The sequence below is a fragment of the Streptomyces sp. NPDC045778 genome (assembly GCF_056431945.1).
In genome coordinates this window covers 91,256-112,448 of the sequence record NZ_JBWKJZ010000016.1, presented here as the reverse complement: position 1 = coordinate 112,448, position 21,193 = coordinate 91,256, and the positions used below count along the sequence as shown (strand labels likewise).

General features: G+C 68.0%; 15 protein-coding genes and 6 pseudogenes. 19 read left to right on the top strand and 2 right to left on the bottom strand.

The window, feature by feature from the left end; genetic code table 11:
• Positions 1-330: 330 nt before the first annotated feature.
• From AC07GB_RS21790 to AC07GB_RS21780, 3 genes and pseudogenes are all read left to right on the top strand, one after another.
• Positions 331-2,057 (top strand): annotated as a pseudogene (locus AC07GB_RS21790) (ABC transporter transmembrane domain-containing protein); the annotation flags it as partial.
• Positions 2,058-2,100: 43 nt separating this feature from the next.
• Positions 2,101-3,276 (top strand): annotated as a pseudogene (locus AC07GB_RS21785) (ABC transporter ATP-binding protein); the annotation flags it as partial.
• 224 nt (positions 3,277-3,500) lie between these two features.
• A complete protein-coding gene (locus AC07GB_RS21780; protein ID WP_478847827.1) occupies positions 3,501-4,106 on the top strand; it encodes a hypothetical protein in 606 nt (201 codons plus the stop codon).
• A gap of 699 nt (positions 4,107-4,805) precedes the next feature.
• Here the strand turns inward: AC07GB_RS21780 and AC07GB_RS21775 are convergent.
• Entirely contained in the window at positions 4,806-5,435 is a 630-nt protein-coding gene (locus AC07GB_RS21775) for a class I SAM-dependent methyltransferase (RefSeq protein ID WP_030565738.1), read from the bottom strand.
• Between the two features lie 36 nt (positions 5,436-5,471).
• On the opposite strand from AC07GB_RS21775, the pseudogene AC07GB_RS21770 reads away from it, so the two are divergent.
• From AC07GB_RS21770 to AC07GB_RS21755, 4 genes and pseudogenes are all read left to right on the top strand, one after another.
• A pseudogene (locus AC07GB_RS21770) lies at positions 5,472-6,105 on the top strand (IS5 family transposase); the annotation flags it as partial.
• A gap of 216 nt (positions 6,106-6,321) precedes the next feature.
• Complete coding sequence (locus tag AC07GB_RS21765) at positions 6,322-7,470, top strand: hypothetical protein (RefSeq protein ID WP_478847943.1); 1,149 nt, start codon at positions 6,322-6,324, stop codon at positions 7,468-7,470.
• A 5-nt stretch (positions 7,471-7,475) separates the two neighbouring features.
• The gene (locus tag AC07GB_RS21760) at positions 7,476-8,012 is read left to right on the top strand and encodes an RHS repeat-associated core domain-containing protein (protein ID WP_478847825.1); all 537 of its coding nucleotides are present in this window, start codon (positions 7,476-7,478) and stop codon (positions 8,010-8,012) included.
• Between the two features lie 548 nt (positions 8,013-8,560).
• Positions 8,561-8,725: pseudogene (locus tag AC07GB_RS21755) on the top strand (transposase); the annotation flags it as partial.
• On the opposite strand, the pseudogene AC07GB_RS21750 reads toward AC07GB_RS21755, so the two are convergent.
• A pseudogene (locus tag AC07GB_RS21750) lies at positions 8,678-9,082 on the bottom strand (IS110 family transposase); the annotation flags it as partial. The pseudogenes AC07GB_RS21755 and AC07GB_RS21750 sit on opposite strands and share 48 nt — an antisense overlap.
• A gap of 91 nt (positions 9,083-9,173) precedes the next feature.
• Between AC07GB_RS21750 and AC07GB_RS21745 the strand changes: the two are divergent.
• From AC07GB_RS21745 to AC07GB_RS21690, 12 genes and pseudogenes are all read left to right on the top strand, one after another.
• A pseudogene (locus tag AC07GB_RS21745) lies at positions 9,174-9,426 on the top strand (transposase family protein); the annotation flags it as partial.
• 502 nt (positions 9,427-9,928) lie between these two features.
• Complete coding sequence (locus tag AC07GB_RS21740) at positions 9,929-10,813, top strand: TauD/TfdA family dioxygenase (RefSeq protein WP_478847824.1); 885 nt, start codon at positions 9,929-9,931, stop codon at positions 10,811-10,813.
• Positions 10,814-10,817: 4 nt separating this feature from the next.
• Complete coding sequence (locus AC07GB_RS21735) at positions 10,818-11,939, top strand: glycerate kinase (RefSeq protein WP_478847823.1); 1,122 nt, start codon at positions 10,818-10,820, stop codon at positions 11,937-11,939.
• Positions 11,929-13,029, top strand: a complete 1,101-nt coding sequence (locus AC07GB_RS21730) for an Ldh family oxidoreductase (RefSeq protein WP_478847822.1) — start codon at positions 11,929-11,931, stop codon at positions 13,027-13,029. The genes AC07GB_RS21735 and AC07GB_RS21730 overlap by 11 nt, the downstream gene beginning before the upstream one ends.
• Complete coding sequence (locus AC07GB_RS21725) at positions 13,026-13,883, top strand: isocitrate lyase/phosphoenolpyruvate mutase family protein (RefSeq protein WP_478847820.1); 858 nt, start codon at positions 13,026-13,028, stop codon at positions 13,881-13,883. Before AC07GB_RS21730 ends, AC07GB_RS21725 begins: the two co-directional genes overlap by 4 nt.
• The gene (gene aepY / locus AC07GB_RS21720; protein ID WP_478847818.1) at positions 13,880-15,001 is read left to right on the top strand and encodes a phosphonopyruvate decarboxylase; all 1,122 of its coding nucleotides are present in this window, start codon (positions 13,880-13,882) and stop codon (positions 14,999-15,001) included. Before AC07GB_RS21725 ends, aepY begins: the two co-directional genes overlap by 4 nt.
• The gene (locus AC07GB_RS21715; protein ID WP_478847816.1) at positions 14,998-16,137 is read left to right on the top strand and encodes a phosphonoacetaldehyde reductase; all 1,140 of its coding nucleotides are present in this window, start codon (positions 14,998-15,000) and stop codon (positions 16,135-16,137) included. The genes aepY and AC07GB_RS21715 overlap by 4 nt, the downstream gene beginning before the upstream one ends.
• A 22-nt stretch (positions 16,138-16,159) precedes the next feature.
• On the top strand, positions 16,160-17,263 hold the full coding sequence (locus AC07GB_RS21710; RefSeq protein ID WP_478847814.1) for a pyridoxal-phosphate-dependent aminotransferase family protein: 1,104 nt from the start codon (positions 16,160-16,162) through the stop codon (positions 17,261-17,263).
• Positions 17,253-17,918, top strand: coding sequence for a CDP-alcohol phosphatidyltransferase family protein (locus AC07GB_RS21705; RefSeq protein WP_478847812.1), 666 nt, complete (start codon positions 17,253-17,255; stop codon positions 17,916-17,918). Before AC07GB_RS21710 ends, AC07GB_RS21705 begins: the two co-directional genes overlap by 11 nt.
• A complete protein-coding gene (locus tag AC07GB_RS21700; protein ID WP_478847810.1) occupies positions 17,915-19,099 on the top strand; it encodes a pyridoxal phosphate-dependent aminotransferase in 1,185 nt (394 codons plus the stop codon). Before AC07GB_RS21705 ends, AC07GB_RS21700 begins: the two co-directional genes overlap by 4 nt.
• Positions 19,100-19,118: 19 nt before the next feature.
• Positions 19,119-19,841: a phosphocholine cytidylyltransferase family protein gene (locus AC07GB_RS21695; RefSeq protein WP_478847941.1), complete on the top strand. Its 723-nt coding sequence runs from the start codon at positions 19,119-19,121 to the stop codon at positions 19,839-19,841.
• A 37-nt stretch (positions 19,842-19,878) separates the two neighbouring features.
• Positions 19,879-21,186 carry an MFS transporter gene (locus AC07GB_RS21690; RefSeq protein WP_478847808.1) on the top strand — a complete coding sequence of 436 codons (1,308 nt, stop codon included), beginning with the start codon at positions 19,879-19,881 and terminating at the stop codon, positions 21,184-21,186.
• The last annotated feature ends 7 nt before the right edge of the window (positions 21,187-21,193 follow it).

The following is a 21,193-nucleotide window of genomic DNA, read 5'->3' as shown; positions in this document are numbered from 1 at the left end:
ATGGTCCTTACCTGTTTGTCTGTGGGGGCCCGTCCACCTCATGATGACGGACTTCGCCGCAGGGCGTTGGAGTACAGCGGCACAGCCCCGGGCGGGCGGAGAACTGCCTTCGCCGCCCCTGCCGCCCTGGCCTCGGCGCTGCCGACCAGCAGCTCAAGCCGCCATGGGGACAAGCCGGTTCGAGGAAGTCGTATCAGGCAGGGATACGTCCGCGGTAGTGACAGACGCGGCGACCACCGAAGATCGCATAGCCTTTCGTACCTTCCAGGACAATCAGCGCGAAGACCAGTCCCCTGAACGAGCCGACCAGCGATCACTAATCTGCTCCAGATGACGGCTTCGGAATCAGAACCGGGGACCCCTGACTGCCGTAGTGCCGCGCGGTACCTGTGGTGGCTGATCACCAGCCAGCGCCTTCGGATCGCTGCCGGTGCGCTGCTGGGCAGCGCCTGGATGGTCTGTCTGGCGCTGCCTCCCTATCTGCTGTCACACGCCATCGACGACGGCCTGGAGCGGGGGCAGGGGCCCGTGCTCGCCGGCTGGGTCGCGGCCCTGCTGGGGGCGGGAGTGCTGAACGCCTGGCTGGCCGTCATGCGGCACCGCACCATGACCAAGGTGCGCTTGGATGCCGCCTTCCGCTCCGTACGGGTGGTGGTCCGCCACGCCACGAGACTGGGCGGGGCGCTGCCACGCCGGGTCATGGCCGGGGGCGTCGTCACGATCGGGTTCCGCGACGTCGCGGTCATCGCGAACACCCTGACCACCACCGGCCCCGGCGTCGGCGCGGTCCTCGCCTACGCCGTCGTGGCCGTCCTGCTGCTGACCGTGTCACCGCTGCTCGCCGTGGTGGTCCTGCTCGGGGTGCCCCTCCTCGCAGTGGTCCTCGGCCCGCTGCTGGGAGGCTTGCAGGGCGTCGAAGCGGCCTACCGGGAACAGCAGGGCAGCCTTGCCGCCCGCTTCACGGACATCGTCGCGGGCTTACGCGTCCTCAACGGCATCGGCGGAAAGGAGGTGTACGCCGAGCGCTACCGGCGCGGCTCGCAGGAACTGCGGGCCAAGGGGTACCGGGTCGGCGCGGTGACCAGCTGGATCCAGGCCCTGGGCGCCGGCCTCCCCGCCCTGTTCCTTGGCTCCGTGACCTGGCTTGCGGCCCGGATGGCGGCACAAGGAGCCATCACGGTCGGCGAGTTGGTCGCGGTCTACGGCTACGCGGCGGTGCTGGTGGTACCGGTCTCGTCGTTCATCGAGGGCGGATACGACCTCAGCCGCGGCCTGGTCGCCGCCCGCGGGGTCGTACGTTTCCTGGCTCTGGAACCTGACTCCCCTCGTCGGGAGTCGATCTCGTACGGGCCCGGGTCCGCGGCCGCGCTGTACGATCCCGCATCCGGCGTCGAGGTGCAGCCCAGCAGGCTGACCGCACTGGTCAGCGCCCGCCCCGCGGAGACGGTGACGGTCATCGACCGTCTCGGCCGTTTCGTCGAATCGTCGGTGACCTGGGGCGGGATACGTCTCGACGACATCCACCCGACACAGGTCCGCCGGCGAATCCTCGTCGCGGACAACGAGGCCGACCTGTTCGCCGGCACGCTGCACGAGGTGATCTCCGGTCCATGGGCCCAGGACGAGGAGACCATCAGCCGGTGCCTCCACACGGCCGTCGCGCAGGACATCGTCCAGGCCCTCCCGCACGGCCTCGACTCACCCGTCACCGCACAGGGCCGCAACCTCTCCGGCGGCCAGCGCCAGCGCCAGCGCCTGCGCCTGGCCCGGGCCCTGCTGGCCGACCCCGAGGTGCTCCTGGCCGTCGAGCCGACCTCCGCGGTCGGCGCACACACCGAGGCCACCATCGCAACCCGGCTGCACGCCGCACGGACCGGCCGCACCACGGTGGTCACCAGCACCTCCCCCTCCTGCTGGACCAGGCCGACACCGTGCACTACCTGGTAGACGGCCGCGTCACGGACTCGGGCAGCCACCGAGAACTCCTGACCAGGCAGCCCGGCTACCGCCTCCTGGTCTCCCGTGGCGCGGTGGACGCGGACGGCGCGGACGGTGGAGGTCGCGTTTGCGGGGTCGAGGTGGACCGTGGTGGCCGCGACCGCGCGGACGGCGTGGACAGCGGAGGGCGCGATTGCGCGGTGGGAACAGCTCGCGACCACCGCCGCCGGAGCCCGTACCGTCGAAGCCCTCAGCCTGCAACAGCACCGCATCACAGCATGCGAGCAGCACATCGAAGAATGCCGGACCACACGGAACCACACGCTGTTCCTGCGCAGCGTCCTCTTCCCGGCCGTGGACATCTCGTACGTCATCCCGGTCGCCAGTGTCCTGCTGGTCGGCGGCGCGCTGCACGCCCACGGCACGTTGAGCCTCGGGGCGGTGGTCGCCTCTGCCCTGTACCTGCGCCAGCTGTCCCAGCCCCTGAACACCATCCTCCAGCAGATGGAACAACTACAGAGCAGCCGTGCCTCCTTCGCCCGCGTCGAAGGCCTCGGCCTGGCCACGCCCACACCACCGACCACTGCCGCCACACCAGCTGACCACCGGATCGAGGTGAGCGATGCCCACTACGCGTACGACGAAGGAGACGACGTCCTGCACGGCATCGACCTGACCGTCCGGCCCGGCGAGCGGCTGGCGATCGTGGGCCCCACCGGCGCGGGCAAGACCACACTGGGAAGGCTCCTGGCCGGCATGGACACCCCGCACACCGGCACGGTGACGGTAGGGCGGGTCCCGGTCACCGACCTGGAGCCCGACCAGCTACGCGGGCACATCGTCCTCATCCCCCAGGAACACCACGTATTCCTGGGCACCGTCCGCGACAACCTGCACATCGCCTCCCCTCGCGCCACCGACGCCGAACTACGCGCGGCACTCGCCGCCGTCGGCGCCGACTGGACCGACGAACTACCCGATGGCCTGGACACCGACCTGGGCCACGAGGGACACCGGCCCGACGGCGCCCAAGCACAGCAACTCGCCCTGGCGCGCGTAGTCCTGGCCGACCCGCACACCCTCATCCTCGACGAGGCGACCGCACTCCTGGACCCACGAACCGCCCGCCACGCGGAGCGGGCTCTGGCCGCCGTCCTCGAAGGCCGAACCGTCATCGCCATCGCACACCGCCTACAGACGGCGTCCGACGCCGACAGGGTCGCCGTGATGGAGGACGGCCACCTCACCGAACTCGGCCCCCACGCCACCCTGGTCGCGGCCAACGGCACCTACGCCGCGCTCTGGCGCACCTGGCACGGTGACCAGCCCCCACCGTGATATCGCCCCCCGGGACAGAACGCCCACGTGCCGACCGGACGCACCATGTCTAGGCGCGAAGCGCCCCCCGTTCGGGCCCGTAGTAGCTACTGGCCTGGATCAACGTCGGTGCAACCGTGTAACCCTCCGGCCCATCTGATCACACGGGGACGGGAGCCGCATTCCGCCGCGCTTCCGCCCCTGCCCGGCTTCTCTCCGCTCGCCCGCTGACTCATAAGGCACCCATGCGACGATCAACCACGCCCCTCGCTCTGCTGTACGTACCCCTCCTGCTGGCGATGAGTGCCTGCTCCGGCGACAGCGACGGCGATACCTCAGGTTCTCATCCGCCCGCTGCGGTGAGCGAGAAGCAGGCGAAGCACGTCCTGGACCGCGTGGTGAACCGCGCGCCGAAGCTGACCGCGGCACAGTTCTGCAAGGAACTCGCCTATCAGGAAAGGGCATGCGCCTACACACGCAAGCAGGCTGAAGCCTTCTGTCTGAAGCCCGGCCCCAAGCCGCGTGTGCTGCGCTCCGCGGTGGTCCGGAACACGGAGGAGTCGGCCGGCGGCAGGGTGCTGGAGATCGAAGGCAGGACCGCGGGCGGGCAGCGCTACGTCACCGAATTCTTCGTCACCGCCCCCGAAGGCACACCACGGGCGTCGGTCGCGGTCTACTGGTCAGGAGCCGGACTCGCGGACTCGCCCCTCGGCCAGGACAACAAGGTCCTGCCGCAATCCGAATGCGGTCACCGCGCCCGCCCGCAGGCGGCTGCTGCCGTGTACAGGGCATCTAGGGTCGGCGCGCAGCGGGCCCCCCGCGCCGCGGCCAACGGCGCGAACGCCGTCTGACGAGGTAGCCGCTTGCCCCAGCTGCCGCCAGCCCGGCGGCCCCGCCAGCGATGATCAGGGCCTGCTTGTTCCCCGCGTCGTCGCTTGAAGCGGAGCCGGCGGCAGCCTGCTGCTGGTCACGGCAGGACTTGGGAACGGCGCCCCCGTCGGGCTCGACCTTCAGGCGCCCCCAGACCTGACCTGGTTCCAGCATCGGGCTGTGCAGGTACACGGGGTAGACCCCGGGTTTGATGTCGCAGCGGATGGCGGCCTTTGCCTCCAGAACTGCTTTGTCTCCCCGAAGGGTGACGGGGTGAGTGAACGCCGGGGAAGAGACCTTCGTCCTCCCGTCCACGGCCTCGCCGTCCGAGGCGGAGGGCGTGACGTGGCCTCCGCGGTGGACGGAGCGAATGTCGGTGGCGGACTGCGGCCACGGTGCGTCCGAGGTGTCGTCTGCCACGGCCAGCGGGACGGCGGTCAGGGCGCAGACAAGGGCGGCCAGCGCTGCTGCGGCTCTGGCGAGCGATATCGAGCGACCCACCGTGCTTCGTCCATCCACTTCTACATCGGCGTCCTGCCGAGTCGTCAGATGCGCTATACGCGCGCGTGGTTGCCCATGCAGGCATTAGGGGGTGTCTGACAATTCCGGTCTGATCAGCGAGATTCGGCTGAGCTGGCAATCCGGAGGTGCGCCGATCGGCTGGGGGGAGTGGGCAGTGGCTACGAACGGCGGGCCAGTAGATGGGTGTCGAGGAAGCCCCGATCAGAGGATGGATCGTGGAGCAGCCGAGCGAAGGGATCGAGCCCAGCATCGCCCAGCAGTTCGGCGAGGCGATCCACCGGCCAGCTGTAGGCGGGCGCCACCTTGTGGTCGAACCGGACCGGTACTTGTCCGTCGGTCCCGAAGAAGGAGACCAGGAGCAGACCGTTCGGTGCCAGGACGCGTACCTGTTCGGCGAGCAGCTCCGGTAGTTCCCCCGGAGGGGTGTGAATCATTGAGTAGTGGGCCAGCACGCCGCCGAGCGCGGCGTCCTCGATCGGCAGGGATTCCATCCGCGCCTCTTGGAAGCGCAGCGCCGGATGGGCCTGCCGGGCGTGGTCGACCATGCCGGGGGCAAGGTCTAGTCCGAAGGCGTCCAGGCCGAGTTCGTGCAGCATGGCTGTCAGATGTCCGGGCCCGCACCCGACGTCCGCTGTCCGCAGGTTGCCCGTCGCGCGCACCAGTTCGGCGAAGGTGCCGATCATGGCCCGGGAGAAAGGCTGTGTTTCCAGCCGGTTTGCGAACAGCGATGCGTACAGCTCGACGACACCGTCATAGGCCGTCCTGGTCTCGTCCTGATGATTCGCCACGGGCAGGACTCTATAGCCGGTCTGATAATTGATCTTGTGGCAGGTCGAGGTGAGTTGACGGATGCGGCATGGAGGCGGATAGAGCCCTTTTGCCTCAGGTGGACGGACGGGGCCGTCCGTGGCGTGATCACCGGCAGGTGGTCAACGGGGTGCTGTGGCGGCTGCGGACCGGGGCTCCGTGGCGGGATCTTCCCGACCGGTTCGGGCCGTGGCAGACCGTCTATGAGCGGTTCGCCCGCTGGGAGGCGGACGGCACCTGGGCACGGTTTCTGGAGCACGTTCAGGTCCGCGATGACGCGGTGGGCCGGGTGGAATGGACCGTCTCCGTCGACTCCACCATCAACCGAGCCCACCAGCACGCAGTCGGCGCCCGCAAAAGGGGGATGTGAACGGGGACGAACTGGAAGATCCGGGCCGCTCGCAGGAGCGCCAGGCCCTCGGCCGCTCCCGAGGCGGACTGACCACCAAAGTCCATCTCGCCGTCGATGGCCGGGGCCTGCCCCTGTCGATTGTGCTCACGCCCGGAAACGTCAACGACGCGACGGCGTTCGGCCAGGTCCTCGACGGCATCCGCACCCCGCGCCTCGGCACGGGCCGCCCGCGCACGACACCGGACCGCGTGCTGGGTGACAAGGCGTATTCCAGCAGGGCCATCCGCCATCTGCTGAGGGCCTCGCTCACCGGCTATCAGACGATCGCGGGCACGGACCTGCCCAAGTCCTTCACCAGCGCGGACGACGAAAAGACCGACTTCACCTACGACACGGCAGGCAACACCAAATCCGTCGCGGTCACCGGTACCGGCGGTGGCAAGCGCACCTTCGACTACAACGACGCCACTCCTGACTGCGGCGGCTTCCAGGGCCAGCGCTGCAAGGCCACCACCATGATGAGCGACACCAAGTCGGTGTCCACGTCGTTCCGTTACGACGGGAAGGGCAACCTCGCCACGGCCACCCCGCCGGCCCCGATGAAGCCCACCACCTACACCTACGACGCACTCGGCCGCCCGGCAACAGTCACCGACGGCCGCGGCGTCAAGACGGAGTACACGTACGACGAGCGCGACCGCGTCACCAAGGTGACCTCGTCGTCGAAGGCCACGGTGACGTACTCCTACGACGGCGACGGCAACCTGACCCAGCGCTCGGACGGCACCGGCGTGATCAAGTACGCCTTCGACCCGCTCTCGCGGGAGACGGTCCGCACCCTGCAGAACGGTTCGCAGACCAAGCTCACCTACACCCCCGCCGGGAACGTGGAAACGTATGAGGACCCGGCCGGTGTCACCGACTACATCTGGAACAAGGTCAACAAGCTCGACAAACTGAAGGACCCGGCAGGCCGGACCACCACCTACGAGTACAACAACAACGACATCCGCACCAGGACCACCTATCCCGGCGGCACGGAGCAGATGGTCACCCTGGACAAGTCCAGCCGCCCGGAGAGGATCAAGGCCACCTCGCACAAGGGCACCTTGGTCAACCTCTCCTACGACTACAAGAACGCGGGCAAGGACAGCACGAAGATCCGCGCCCGCACGGACGCCGTCACCGGCACGACGATCAGCTACACCTACGACAGCGCGGGGCGTTTCTCCTACGCCAAGGAGGAGAAGGGCGACGCGGTCACCTACTCCTGGCAGTACTGCTTCGACCAGGCGGGCAACCTCACCTCCCAGGGCACGGGCAAGGGCTGCCCCAGCGACTCGAAGTTCACCGTCAACGACGCGCAGCAGATCACTGCGAAGAACGGCGACAGCACCAACTGGTCCTACGACGCGGCCGGCAACGAGACCGCCGGAGCCTCGAGTGCCGAAGGCGCCCGCACCGGTGGGACCTGGTCCGACTTCAGCCAGCTCACCTCGATCACGGTCGGCGGCACCACCTATGAGGGCCAGTACGGCTCCACCGACCAAAGCGAACGCATCCGCCTCGGGGACACCTTCTTCCACAACGGGCCGCTCGGCCTGTCGGCCAAGAGCACGGGCGGCGTGGACATGGGATTCAACCGGAACCCGGGGGAACCCTGAACTCCATGACGACCGGGGGCAAGGCGTACTACTACCTCACCGACGCGCTGGGCTCGGTCGTCGCCCTCATCGACGAAGCAGGCGTGCAGGTCAACACCTACAGCTACAGCCCCCGCGGTGTCGCCCGCGCGGCGACCTCGGAGAAGGTCCCCCAGCCCTACCGCTTCGCCGGCGGCTACCAGGACCCCACAGGCCTGTACCACTTCGCGGCCCGCTACTACGACCCGCACATCACCCGCTTCACCCAGCCCGACCCCTCCGGCCAGGAGAAGAACCCCTACCTCTACGCCGAAGGCGTCCCCGTCAACCGCATCGACCCCACCGGACTGTTCAGCTTCTCCGACGTACTCGACATCGGAGAGAAGGTAGTAACCGGAGTCTCAGGCTGCCTGGCCGGTATCGGGGCGGCAGGAGAGTCCGGCGTCCTCACAGCGGCGACTGGTTTCTTCGGCACGCCGGGCACGATAGTTGCTGGAGCCTTTTCCTGCGGCATAGGCGCAGGAGCGGCCTATATGAACGCGGACATACTGTCCTACGGATGACATTCAAAGAACTGCACCGAGCGCCGCGTTACTGAGAGCAGACTATGGCCTTCCGGGCAGTGCGCACTCGGCACTGCCCGGAAGGATGTCGCGAGGAGAACCGATGCCAACTAGGCCTGAAATCAAATTCACTGCATTTGTGGCGGTAGGGATGGTGATTGGGGCTTTGTGTGCATTCCTAGGAGTTCGAGGCGATAACTATGGGCTGCTGGGCGCCGGCATCCTGACACTTGGTAGCGGTGCGATATTGATCCTCATGATGATTCACCGCTGGGTTTCAAAGTCCAGACGCTGAGGACTGGTGTTCACCTGAGCTGTGGAACTCGGGTGACGGCCAGCACCGTCCGCGCCTACACCACTCAGAGCTGTCTCCCTGCCGCAGCGAGTTCGCCCCAGCCATCGAGGAGCACCTCGCCCGGCTCGACCGAGAGGTGACCGCCAACGCCAGGTTCGATTACGGGAGTGTGGGAGGGGGCAGTGCGGTCAGACACCGGCGTTCGTATGCCGCCGCACCGTGGACCCGAAGACCGCCATCCGGCTGGGACTTCGGGGCGCACCGGTGGGTCGTCGAGCGCACCATCGCGTGGCTGCACGGCTTCCGAAGACTACGCGTCCGCTGGGAACAGCGAGATGACATCCACGAAGCCTTCCTCGGCCTCGCCACCTGTCTCATCACCCACCGACACGTCCAACGCCTTTGTTTGGGCCTCTAAGAGGTACAGATCGCGTCGGACACGGACCTGGTCGACGATGACCGCAGTCTCCTTGGCATCGGTCTTGCTCTCGCCGCGGTAGCTCTCGCCGGCGCGGTCGATGGCCCGGCCGGAGAGGTAGTGCACCGCCTGGTCGTGGCTGAGGAGGATCGCGATGGCCAGGGCCGCTCCGCCATCGACCAGAGCGATGCCCCACGTCATCGTGTAACCCAAGGCCAAGACGTCGGCGAGGAGTTCGACCAGTTCGGGCTCGTCGTTAGCGACGCGTCGCGACAGCAACTGTCGGCCGCTCTCGTCGATTGCGACACAGTGGTGGTGCGTCCTGCCCGCGTCGGCGTCGGCCCAGAACGCGGTCATGTGGTGCCACCGTGCGATGTGCTGCTGAAGGTCCTTGCCACAGACGACGTCGCTGTCAACTCCCTGCAGAGCGATCAATCGCAATTCCGCATATGTGCTGGTGGACGGCACCCTGGCGGAATGCGCCCGGGTCGGTGACAACAATGGTGCCCCCTCCGGAGAGCACCGCCGCCACGGAGTGAACCTCCAGCTTGTCACCAATTCTGGCGGCAGGATCCAGTGGATCTCACGGATGTTCCCCGGCCGCACGCATGACCTCACAGCGGCGCGTCGGCACCGCATCATCTCCACCTGCACCCATCTTGGCCTGCCGGTTCTGGCCGATCTGGGCTACCTCGGCGCCGACGGAACCTTCTCCACCCCGCAACGACTCCGCTCTCGTCAGGAACTCAACCTCCAGCAGGGGTCGCCGCCTGAAGACCTGGCGCACCTTCCGCAAAGCACGCTGCGGCCCCCGCGCTGGCGTCGAGGGCGCCATGGCCCAGGCGCAGCCGCTGCGACGTCCACCGGGTCCGCCACCACGGGCTCGCCCGCACCCACCTCGCGCTCGTACTGACCCGCCACCGCTCTCAGCCTCGTCCGCACCGACGCATGGCTCATCGGCAACGGGCCTGCCCAGACGGGCACTTCGTAAAGGCGGCAGTGCCGGTGGCCGGGGTCGTGGGTACGCAGGTGCAGCGTCAACTTCGTCTTTGTGGACGACCCGGTGCCCGGAATACGCTGGGGAACCCAACCTTCACGGCAACAACACCGGAACAACTGTGGAACGTGACGGAGTGAGCCGTTCCTTTAGATCCCCAGCGGCTCCACGGTCGTGTACGCCATCACCTTCGGAGGTGAATGCGCATGGGTTTTGATCGGCAACGACACAGGTGGTCGGAAAGCTTTCTCACCGCTGTCCGGCAGGGGAAGTTCGACGGCAGCGCGGCCCAGTCCGAGCGTGAAAGAGTGCGGACGCTCGTGCGGGACAACGTTGACGCAGGCGCGGGGTTTCTGGTCATGACGGGCCTCGATGTGACCGAACAGAACACCTGCGAGCAGGTGCTGCTGTGGGCTTCCGAGACGCTGGGCACCGTGATGGAACAGGATAGAGCGGGTACCCGGATCAGATCCGTGCGCAACCGCGGAACTGCGGTCGGCGAGGGCAGATCGGCTCGCTATGCGGACTCGCGGCACGGAGGTCACCTGCACACCGACGGCGCGGAGCGGTCATTCCCGCTGCCGGACTACTTCACCCTCCTGTGCGTGCGGCCTGCGAAGGCCGGCGGCACGTTGAGGCTCGTTCCGGTGGACCGCCTCCGCGCTCTCCTGGCCGACCGGCCCGACGTGCTCGCGGTGCTGGAAGGGGACTTCCACTTCGACCGACGGGGTGACCAGGCGCCGGGGGAGCCGGCCACGGTGCGCAAACCCGTGTTGTTCACGACCGCTGACGGCAGGCATGCCGCGACCTATCTCCGGCAGTACATCGAGATCGGGCACGGTCAGCCCGGTGCCGACCCACTGACGCCCGCCCAACGCGGTGCACTGGACGCGTTCGACTCGGCACTCGAGGACCCGGCCAGCGCGATCGAGGGCCGCATGGGCGCCGGTGAACTCGCGGTCTTCGACAACCTGCGGATTCTGCACGGCAGGACCGAGTTCGACGACCACCACGACCCCGGGCGATCGCGGTTGCTCTACCGGACGTGGATTCGGCGAACGCCGGCAGCCCACCACACCGCCGGGCAGTGATCGAATGAGAGTTCTGATCGCACCCAATGCGTTTCGTGGAGGGCCGGGTGCACGGTGGGTGGCTGAAGCACTGGCGAGCGGACTGGTGCGGACCGGATCGGTGGACAGCGTGGTGACGATCCCGCTGTCGGACGGCGGTGACGGCGCACTGGACGTCGCTGCCGAATTATCGGGCGGCACTCGCGTCCAGGCGATGGCCGAGGATCCCCTCGGCGCACCGGTTTCGGCGGACTACCTCTTGACGGACGACGGAACTGCGTTCGTCGAGACAGCTCGCGCGAGCGGACTGCAGCTGGTCGCCACCCGTCCCCGGCAACCGCTCGTGGCGAACACCACAGGCACCGGGCAACTGATCGCGCATGCGGTCGGGCGCGGAGCGACCCGGGTGGTCGTCACGGCGGGCGGAACCGCCTCGGTCGACTTCGGTGCAGGCGCCCTTGCCGCCCTGGGGGTTCGCTTTCTCGACTCCGCCGGCCGGTTGCTCACGCCTACGCCGCGTGACCTGGTACACGTGCGACGCGTAGACACCGGTCCCGCCGTGGAGCTGCTCCGCGACGTGCGCGTCGAAGTACTGAGTGACGTGCGCACTCCGCTTCGGCACAACATCGAGCGGTTCGGTGCCCAGAAGGGGATCACCCCGCCGGACGCGGTGGTGCTGTACGGAATGCTGGAGGCGCTTCCGGCCGCGTTCGGCTGGCCGGACGACGCGTTGCTGACCGAGCCGCTACTCGGTGCCGGCGGTGGCTTGGCCGCTGGTCTGCGCGCCGCGTTTGCCGCGCCGGTCACCCACGGAGGCGAGTTCTTCGCCTCGCGCGCTGGGCTCGCCGGTCAGATCGAGCGCGCGGATCTGGTGCTGACGGCCGAGGGACGGTTCGACCGCGGGTCGTGGGACGGCAAGATCCCGGGACTGGTCGCCACCATGGCCAGGAAGCAGGGCAAGCGTGTCGTGATCATCACCGGCGAGCTTGCGGTGCCTGTCGGCGACCTCCCCTCAGGAGTCCACTGCGTGGAACTGGGGCTCGAACCGCCGACACCGGGCAACGCGGAGACTGCCGAGCGCCGACGCGCGTTCGAGCGTGCGGCACTGTCGGCCCTCGACCATGGAGCGATGCCTCATGCGAGTTGACCACCGATCACTGCACGACTTCACGTGCCGGTGCCTGCTCGCCGTGGGCGTGTCCCAGCAGGACGCGGCGCTGGTCGCCGACGTCCTGACGGAAGCGGACCTGCGCGGTGTCGACAGTCACGGCGTGGCCAGACTGCGCAGGTACGTCGACGGAGTGCGGGACGGCAAGATCCTCCCCGATGCCCAGACCACCGTCCTGGCCGAGACGCCGGCGACCGTGGCCCTCGACGCCGGCAACGGCCTGGGCCAGCCGGCCTCGTGCGCTGCGCTGGACATGGCCGTCGCGAAAGGCGTCGAGACAGGCATCGGCATGGCGACCGTACGCCGGTCGAACCACTTCGGCATCGCCGGCTACTACGCCCTGCGCGCCGCCCGGCAGGGCCTGTTCGCCATCGTCGGCACCAACGCGTCACCGCAGGTGGCGCCGACCAACGGGGCCACGCCCATGTTCGGGACGAATCCGCTCGCGATCGCCTTCCCGACCGACGCCGACCAGCCCTTCGTGTTCGACGCCGCGACCAGCGTCGTCCCGCGAGGGAAGCTGGAACGCTTGCATCGAGAAGGGCGGGACATGCGATCCGGGTGGGCGGTCGACCCGAACGGCGAGTCGACCACGGACATCCCGAGGGTCGTGGACGGCCTGAAAGCCCGCGAGGGCTATGCCCTGCTTCCGCTGGGGGGCTCGGGGGAGTCGCACGGCGGGCACAAGGGATACGGCCTCGCCACCGTGGTGGAGCTGTTCTGCGGACCGCTTGCGGGTGCTCGCTGGGGACGCCATGTGTACGGGGCCGAAGGAGCCGGCCTCGGTCATTTCTTCCTCTGCGGCCAAGTGGCCGCACTGACCGCGGTGGCGGACTTCCAAGCCGAGGCCAACCGGATGTTCGACGAACTGCGGGCGTCGCCCAAGGCGCGCGGGCACGACCGCATCCTGATCGCCGGCGAGCGCGAGCACGAAATCGAACAGCACAGGCTGGAGGCCGGCATTCCGCTGAGGCCCGCTGTCGTGACGGACCTGGTTCGCGTCGCGGAGCAGTGTGGTGTGGCACCGCTCGGCACGCCTGTCGAAAACACCGAAGCGGGGAATCGATGAACAGCACTACGAAGCTTCGCGAACTGATCGCCGGCCGGCAGATCGCCAGGCTGGCGGGAGCCCATGATCCGCTGAGCGCGAGCCTGGTGGAAATCAGCGGCTTCGACGGGGTGTGGGCCTCCAGCTTCACCATCTCCGCGGTCAATGGCCTGCCCGACATGAGCCTGCTGTCGATGGCCGACTTCCTGGAGGCGGCCGGGCGGATGGCGGCGGGCTGCTCGGTACCGGTCCTCGCCGACTGCGACACCGGTTTCGGTGGCGCCGCCAACGTCGCGTACCTGGTCCAGCGTTACGAAGCGGCCGGCGTCGCCGGGGTCTGCATCGAGGACAAGATCTTCCCCAAGACCAACAGCTTCGTCGACCAGGGCCAGGAGCTGCTCGACGTCGGCGAGTTCGCCCGGAAGATCGAAGCGGGCAAGAACGCGCAACGCGACCCCGACTTCGTGCTCGTCGCGCGCACGGAGGCACTGATCGCCGGACACGACGTAGAGGAAGCGCTGCGCCGTGCTCACGCCTACGTCGATGCCGGTGCCGACATGATCTTGGTGCACTCGAAGAAGAACTCGCCCCGCGAGGTGATCGAATTCCTCGACGCCTGGCAGGAAAGAGCGCCGGTGGTCGTGGTGCCCACCACCTATCACGACTGGCACTTCACTGACGCGGAGAATTCCGGAGTGTCCCTGGTCATCTATGCCAACCACGCCCTGCGAGCCGCGGTCAGGTCGATGTACCAGGTGCTGACCAGCATCGAGTCGTCCGGCACGTCCACCGCGGTCGAGGACCTGATCTCTCCGGTCTCCGAGTTGTTCGAGCTGACCCACCTCGACAAGTGGCTGCACCTGGAGAAACAGTGATCGGCGCGGAGGAGTTCGCCGCAGCGCTGCTGGCACGGGACTACCGGTTCTTCTCCGGTGTTCCCTGTTCCCGCCTGGCGGGCCTGGTCTCCGTCCTGTCCCGCCACGAAGGCCGTTACGTCCCGGCGGCCAACGAGGGTGCCGCCCTGGCCGTCGTCGCCGGCGCACGGATGGCCGGCACCCGCGCAGCCGTCCTGATCCAGAACTCGGGTCTCGGAAACCTGGTGAACCCGCTGGCCTCCCTGGTGCTGCCCTACGAGATACCGGTGCTCGTCGTGGTGAGCCTCCGCGGCTGGCCGGTGGGGACCGACGAACCGCAGCACGACGTCATGGGACGCACGACCGAGTCCACGGCTGCCATCCACGGTGTGCCGAGCATGTTTCTCGAGCCGTCGCCGGCCTCGCTGGAGGAAGCGCTGGCGTGCGCACGGCAGGCCGAGGCGGCCGGCAAGCCGTTCTTCCTGCTGGTGCCGAAGGGGACGGTCGGAGCGGCTGAGCCGGTCCCGGTCCCCGCCGGTCCTGACAGGATGCTGACCCGTGCCGAGGCCGTCCGGATGGTGTCGGCGCAGGTTCCGGACGCCGCGATCTACGGCACGACCGGCTACACCTCACGCGAGCTGTTCGCTGCCGCCGATCGGCCGGGCAACTTCTACATGCAGGGTTCGATGGGACACGCGCTGGCCCTGGGGCTGGGGACAGCACTGCGCCGGCCCGATCGTCGCGTCGTCGTCCTCGACGGCGACGGAGCGGCCCTGATGCATCTGGGCACCATGTCGACCGTGGGCCACCTCGCTCCGGCGAACTTGCTGCACGTGGTGCTGGACAACGGGACCTACGGTTCCACCGGAAGCCAGCCGACCACCTCCGCCACGGTCGACTGGCCGGGGCTGGCCCGCGCCACTGGCTATCGCGATGCCTGGTCGTGCGCCGACGGCTCCGAGCTGCAGACCGTGCTGGACAGGGCCGTGACGGAACCGGGCCCGTGCCTGGCCGCCGTGCGCATTCAGGCGGCGGAGAACGATGTGCCGCCGCGGGCCAGTGCGCAACTGCCGCTCCCCGGAATCCGGGCCAGGTTCGAGCGAGAGCTGGCCGTCGCGCACGGAGGAGAGCTCAGGTGACCGAAGGGGACGAGCAGCGCCGGGTCGAGGTGATGGAGGGCGCCGGAATCGCCGCGAAGCTACCGGAGGTGCTTCGCAGGATGCGAGCCCAGCGAGTTCTCGTGGTCGCGACGCGGAACGCGGTGCTCCGGACCGGCGCCGAAGGGTGGCTGGTGGGGCACGACCACGACTACTTCCACGACATCGTGTCGAATCCCCAAGCTGCGGACGTCGTCCGAGGTGCGGGTGCCGTGGCGCGATACCGGCCGGATGTCGTGCTCGGCATCGGTGGCGGTTCCACCTTGGACACGGCGAAGGCGGTCCGGTTGCTGCCGCCGGTCGGTGCGGAAGCCGAGCGAGTCCTCCGCGGCGTGGATCCGGTGCGGGTGACGAGACCACCGAGGCTCGTGGTGATCCCCACGACGGCCGGCCCGGGCAGCGAGGTCACGACGTTCGCCACGATCTACCTCCGCAAGCGAAAGCACTCACTGGACCATCCGGCCGTGCGGGCGGATGTGGCGCTCATCGACCCCGTGCTCACGCGGACGTGTCCGCCGGCGCTGACCGCACACTGCGCGCTCGATGCCACCGCGCACGCCATCGAGTCGTGGTGGTCGCCACGCGCCGACTCGTCGTCGCGGGCGCTCGCACGAGGGGCGCTGTCACACTTGGTTCCCATCCTGCGAACGGGCTTTCGTGACACCACGGCCCGACAACGGGAGCTGCTCAGCAACGCCGCGGTCATGGCCGGTCGTGCGATCGATCTGACCCGCACGACAGCGGCACATGCCTTCGCATACCCCACCACCGCTCAGTTCGGGGTGCCGCACGGACTCGCGTGCGCATTGCATCTGGTCTGGCTGCTGCCTTTGACGCTCGGTGAACTCGACCGCGAGCTGCCAGGTACCGGTATGGCCAAGGGGGAGATCGACCACATGCTCACGCTTCTCGGTGCTCGAACAGTTGCCGACTCCGGAGCCGCCCTCGCGCGGCTACTGTCTCTGGCCGGCTGCCCGACCCGGCTCGGCGAGGTCGGGGTGGGCGCCTCGGACCTGGAGCCGATGTTCGACGACGCGCTGAGCAGCGACCGCGCGCAAAACCATCCGGTCGCGCTCCGCAAGGACCCGGTTCTCGGGTTGCTGCGGTCCCGGTTGTGAGCGATCGAGGGGAGACATACGGGTGCACACCGTGAACCTCCGGATCTCCGGGCCGACACCCTTGCCGCCGAAGGTTCGGACGGCCCTGTCCACTGACATGATCAGCCACAGATCGGCGAGGTTCCGGGACCTCGCCGCGGAAGTCCTGGGCGGTCTCGCCCCTGTTTTCGGGGGTCCGGCGACCATCCTGCCCTTCACCTGCTCGGGTACCGGCGGACTGGAGGCGGCCGTCGTCAACACGGTGAGCCCGGGGCAGCGAGTCGTCGTCGTGTCGATCGGGTACTTCGGCCGGCGCATGGCCGAGATCGCCCGGATGGTCGGTCTCGCCGTCGAACTGGTCGAGGTGCCGTGGGGCCGGGCGGTCGACCCCCGGGATCTGGAGATCGTGCTCCGTCGGCTCCGTGGCGTAAAGGCGGTCCTGATCACGCACAACGAGACGTCCACCGGTGTGCTGAACCCGATGCCCGAGTTGGGCCGCGTGGTACGTGAGTGCAGTGACGCACTGCTGATCGTCGACGTCGTCAGCAGCCTCGGGGCGACACCGGTGCTCATGCGGGACTGGGGGATCGATGTAGCGGTCGGCGTGAGTCAGAAGGCCCTGATGGCACCGCCGGGACTGGCGCTGATCGGCGTGAGCACGCGAGCCCTGGATGCGGCTGCGGCGAACCCTGCTCGGCGGTACTACTTCGACTTCAGCACGATGGCACGGGCCGTCGAGGAGAACACGACCACCTATACACCCGCCATCCCGGTCTTCCACGCGCTCCAGGCGTCGTTGCGGATGATCTCGGACGAAGGCTGGGACCTGGTTCTCGCCCGGCACCAACGGCTTGCCGGCCGATGTCGCAGCGGGCTCGCCGGTCTGGGGCTGCCGCTCGCGGCCGATCAGTCGTACGCCTCTCCGTCCGTGACGTCCTTCTTCGTGCCGGCCGAGGTGCGGGCGAGCGATGTCCGGGAGCGGATGGCGACGGAACACCGGGTGCACGTCGCGTCCGGGCGAGCGCATTGGAAGGACACTGCGCTTCGGATCGGCCACATGGGATACGTCGGCGACAGTGACGTCACGCATGTGCTGGCCGCGCTCGGCTCCGTGTTTAGCGAGGGAGGAGCGCGGAATGGGCAGTGAAGCCGACGTTTCGAAGGCTGCCGTGGACGGTGTGTACTGCCAAGTCGTGCAACGGCGCCTGTCCGGCCTCGTTTCACCGGCGCTCGCGCGCCGGTTCGGGCCGAACGCGGTCACCACGTTCGACCTCCTCGCGGGCCTTGCGGCCGCCGCCTGCATTCTGACCGGCCAGTTGCTGGTCGGCGGGCTGCTGGTGCAGATCTTCGGCGTGCTGTCCTGCTGCGACGGAGAGGTCGCCCGGATCCGGGGAGCGCAGTCGGCGGTCGGCGACTTCTACGACACGATGACCGACCGGATCGCCGAAACGGCCTTGACCATCGCTATAGCCGTCAGGCTGTCCTGGTCGGTCGGCGCAGAGGCACTCTGGGCCGGCCTCCTGATCCTGGCCGGTGCCCTGTTGCTCGCGGTGAGTTCCGAAAAGTTCCACTCCGCGTTCGGCAGGCGATATCCGAAGAAGCATGCGGAGAAGCCTTTCATCTTGATCAGCGCGGGCAGCGACGCCCGGCTGCTGGTGCTGACGATCGCCCTTGTCCTGTGGACGGTCTGGGGCCCGGCTTCCGCGTTGGCGGTGCTCTGGGTTGAGGCCGGCGCGATAGGCCTGAATCTGCTGATCCGCGGATACCGGGTGCATTCGATGGCAAGGGGAGACCAGTCGTGAACGGTGTGTTGAGTGCACTTGCGCCACATTCGTCGAAGCGGATCTCGGAGTACGTTCAGCGTCATCCGGGAACGATCGACCTGACCGTCGGCCTTCCCTCGTTCGGCCCGCCGCGGACCTTCGGCGAGCGGTTGGCCGTGTTGTCGGGCAGCCCCGGAGAAAACGCTCGGCCCGAGGACCAGTACGCGCACTCCAGGGGCGCGATCGAGCTTCGTGCGGCGATCGCCCAGGTATACCGGTCGGAACAGGGAATCGATCTCGATCCGGACACGCAGCTGCTGGTCACCAACGGGGCGGCGGGCGCGTTGTGGATCGCGGTCCTCACGGTGACCGAGCCCGGTGACGAGGTGCTCCTCGCTGATCCGGCCTACATGATCTACCCACCGATGATCGAGCTGCTCGGCCGACGTGTTGTCCGCATCCCGACCAGCGCGGCTGACGGTTTCGCCTTGCGCGTGCCGGACCTGCGAAAACACCTCACAGAACGCTCACGGGTCATCGTGGTGAACTCGCCCGGTAACCCGACCGGGCACGTGACCGCGGGAGGCGAGCTGGCGGATCTCTGCACCTTCGCGGCCGAACACGGGTTGTACGTCGTCCATGACGAGGTGCTCGACCGGTTCGCGTACGGAGTGGAGCACCGCTCGGTCGCCGCACTGGACCACCACGGCCACGGCATCGCGGTCAACAGCCTCTCCAAGCGATTCGGCATGTCGGGATGGCGGATCGGGTGGATGGCCGGTAGTCCAGCGGTCATCGCCGAAGCGGCCAAGGCGCACACGTTCTTCATGCTCGCGGTGAGTCATGCGGTCCAGTTGGCGGCCGCGGCAGCGTTGCGAGACCCGGAAGCGGACGGGGAGCTGTCCGTTCACGCCGCGGAGCTACGGCACCGCGGCGAGCTGTTCCTGGCCGATGTCGCCCAGATCCCCGGCTTGGGTAAGACGGCGTTTCCCGAGGGCGGGTTCTACGCCTTCGTCGACGTAGGTGAGTTCGCTCGGCTACGCGGCATTCACGTGAAGGATTCGATCGGCTCCGCCGTGGCCGAGTACCTGCTTCACGAGTGTGGTGTGGCGGTAGTGCCCGGCTCGGCGTTCGGCCGGGCGGGCGAACGGTATGTCCGCATGTCGTTCGCGGGTGGTCCGGGGCAACTCGACCGCGCGCTGGAGAGGCTGGCAGGTTGACATGGAACAGGCGTTGAGAGTGATCACTCTGGCGGCCGGGGTCGGTTCGCGGTTGCGGCCGTACACCGACGAGGCACCGAAGGCTCTGGTGCCGGTCAGCGGTACGCCGTTGATCTGGCACACCATGCGGCGGCTGGCCAAGGTGAAGGTCTCGGAGGTGGTGGTCGTCTGCGGCTACCGGTCCGAGATGCTCCGGACGTCACTGCGTGCCTGCCCGGAGGCGCCACCGATACGGTTCGTGGAGAACCCGGACTTCGCCACTACCAACAGCATCGTGTCCCTCGCGCTGACCAGAGCGTTCTGGGACGAGCCGTTCTGCCTGATCGACGGGGACGTGCTGGTCGGCCGCGGCCTTTTGCAGCGGATGGTCGACTCCCCGCGAGACGTCCTGGCGGTCGACACGAGCAAGGCCTACGCGGACATAGACATGAAGGTCCGGATCCAGGACGGCAAGGCCGTCGACTTCGGAAAGGACCTCGAACCCTCGCCGCTCCAGGGAGAGTTCTTCGGCGTAAGCCGGTGGAGCGGGGACAATGCAGCCCGGTTCTCGTCAGCGATCGACGAGATGCTCGCGGCAGGCCGGGTCGGCGACTGGTACGAGTTCGCCATGCGGAAGCTGGCGATCGCCCATGGGCTGGACGTGCTGGACGCGACCTCCGATGACTGGGCCGAAGTCGACTCCGCCCAGGACGTCCCCGTGGCGGCCGCCCTCGTCGAACGCGACGAGGTGAACTTCTCTTGACTGGCCAGGGCTTCATCAAGTTCCTCAGCTGACCAGGTTGTTGGAGATTTCCAGCCTTGTCGTCGATGTCGACAATTGGCTGCGGATTCGCGCGCCGATGGGGGGCGAACTTCATCTCATGCGTGGGACAAGGCTGTATGAGAAAGCTGTGCCGTTGACCTCGTTCGGAAAGTCCAACTACCTGCTTCTGGGGCAGCTTTTCACCTCCATCGGCACCGGGGCGATCCTGGCCACCGCAGCCATCTTCCTCGTTCGTTCCGTGCAGCTTCCGGCAACCGATGTGGGCATCGGCATGGCCGCGGTCGGGGTGATCAGCTTCGCCGCGCTGTTCGCGATCGGCCCGGCGGTGGACCATTTCGGCCCGCGCACGGTCATCGTCGTTTCGACTGCCCTCGCGGCCACGGCAACGACGTGTTTTGTCTGGATCAGCTCTCTTTTCACATTCATCCTTTTCGAGAGCATTTCGAACTCTGCACTGCTCGGCATGTCGGTCGGGCAACGCGCACTGGTCGGGCGCGTCTTGGGAGCAGGGGACCGAGTCCGGTTCCAGGCTTACAGCCGCTCTCTTTCGAACGTGGGGTACGCGATCGGTACCTTGGCCGTCGTGCCGTTGCTGCAGGCCGACACCCGCGCGGCCTACACGGCCATCTTCCTGGGCACGGCGCTCGCCATCGCCGCGACCATCCCGTGCACCGTCAAAGGCCCCTATCCGGGAAAAGCTCCCGAGCGGAAGTCGCCCCGAACAGCGATCGCCGACGTGCGCTACGTGGTGATGGCCGTGCTGTGCGGCCTCCTCACCGCGCGCGCCAGGATACTCACCGTGGCGGTCCCGCTGTGGGCCGTCGCGCACACGCACGCGCCGGCAGGCCTCACCGGCTTTCTCTTGTTCCTGAACACCGCCGTGGTGGTCCTGCTCCAGGTGCGCTTCTCCCGTGGCGCGGCCGATCTGGCCGGCGCATCGAGGGTGACGCTGTTCGGCGGGGCTGCCTTTGTCGGCGCGTTCGCTTTCATCGCCTTCGCCAGTACGACCGGGACCGGTGTCGCGGTCGCGATGCTGGTGACCGGCACCGTGCTGTTCACGCTGGGCGAGATGTGGACCGCGGCGGCGTCGTGGACCTACAGCTACGAGCTGGCGGACCCGGCGATGCACGGCCGGTACCAGTCGATCTTCGCCCTGGGCCGGACCATCGGCAACATCGCCGGATCGGTTCTGGCCAGCGTCGTTGCCGCCCTGGGCATCGTCGGCTGGGGCGTAGCGGCAGCCGTCCTTCTGCTCTGTTGTGTGCTTACGGCGGTGGCGGCCCCGGCCAACCGGGCCAAGGGTCTCCGCAGCCGAGTCGACTGAAGAAGAC

Coding starts and splice junctions, on each gene's coding strand:
- AC07GB_RS21705 (WP_478847812.1), top strand. CDS start 17,253: ATGGGCAGTGAAGCCGACGTTTCGAAGGCTGCCGTGGACGGTGTGTAC.
- AC07GB_RS21780 (WP_478847827.1), top strand. CDS start 3,501: ATGCGACGATCAACCACGCCCCTCGCTCTGCTGTACGTACCCCTCCTG.
- AC07GB_RS21765 (WP_478847943.1), top strand. CDS start 6,322: ATGATGAGCGACACCAAGTCGGTGTCCACGTCGTTCCGTTACGACGGG.
- AC07GB_RS21730 (WP_478847822.1), top strand. CDS start 11,929: ATGCGAGTTGACCACCGATCACTGCACGACTTCACGTGCCGGTGCCTG.
- AC07GB_RS21725 (WP_478847820.1), top strand. CDS start 13,026: ATGAACAGCACTACGAAGCTTCGCGAACTGATCGCCGGCCGGCAGATC.
- AC07GB_RS21740 (WP_478847824.1), top strand. CDS start 9,929: ATGGGTTTTGATCGGCAACGACACAGGTGGTCGGAAAGCTTTCTCACC.
- AC07GB_RS21760 (WP_478847825.1), top strand. CDS start 7,476: ATGACGACCGGGGGCAAGGCGTACTACTACCTCACCGACGCGCTGGGC.
- AC07GB_RS21735 (WP_478847823.1), top strand. CDS start 10,818: ATGAGAGTTCTGATCGCACCCAATGCGTTTCGTGGAGGGCCGGGTGCA.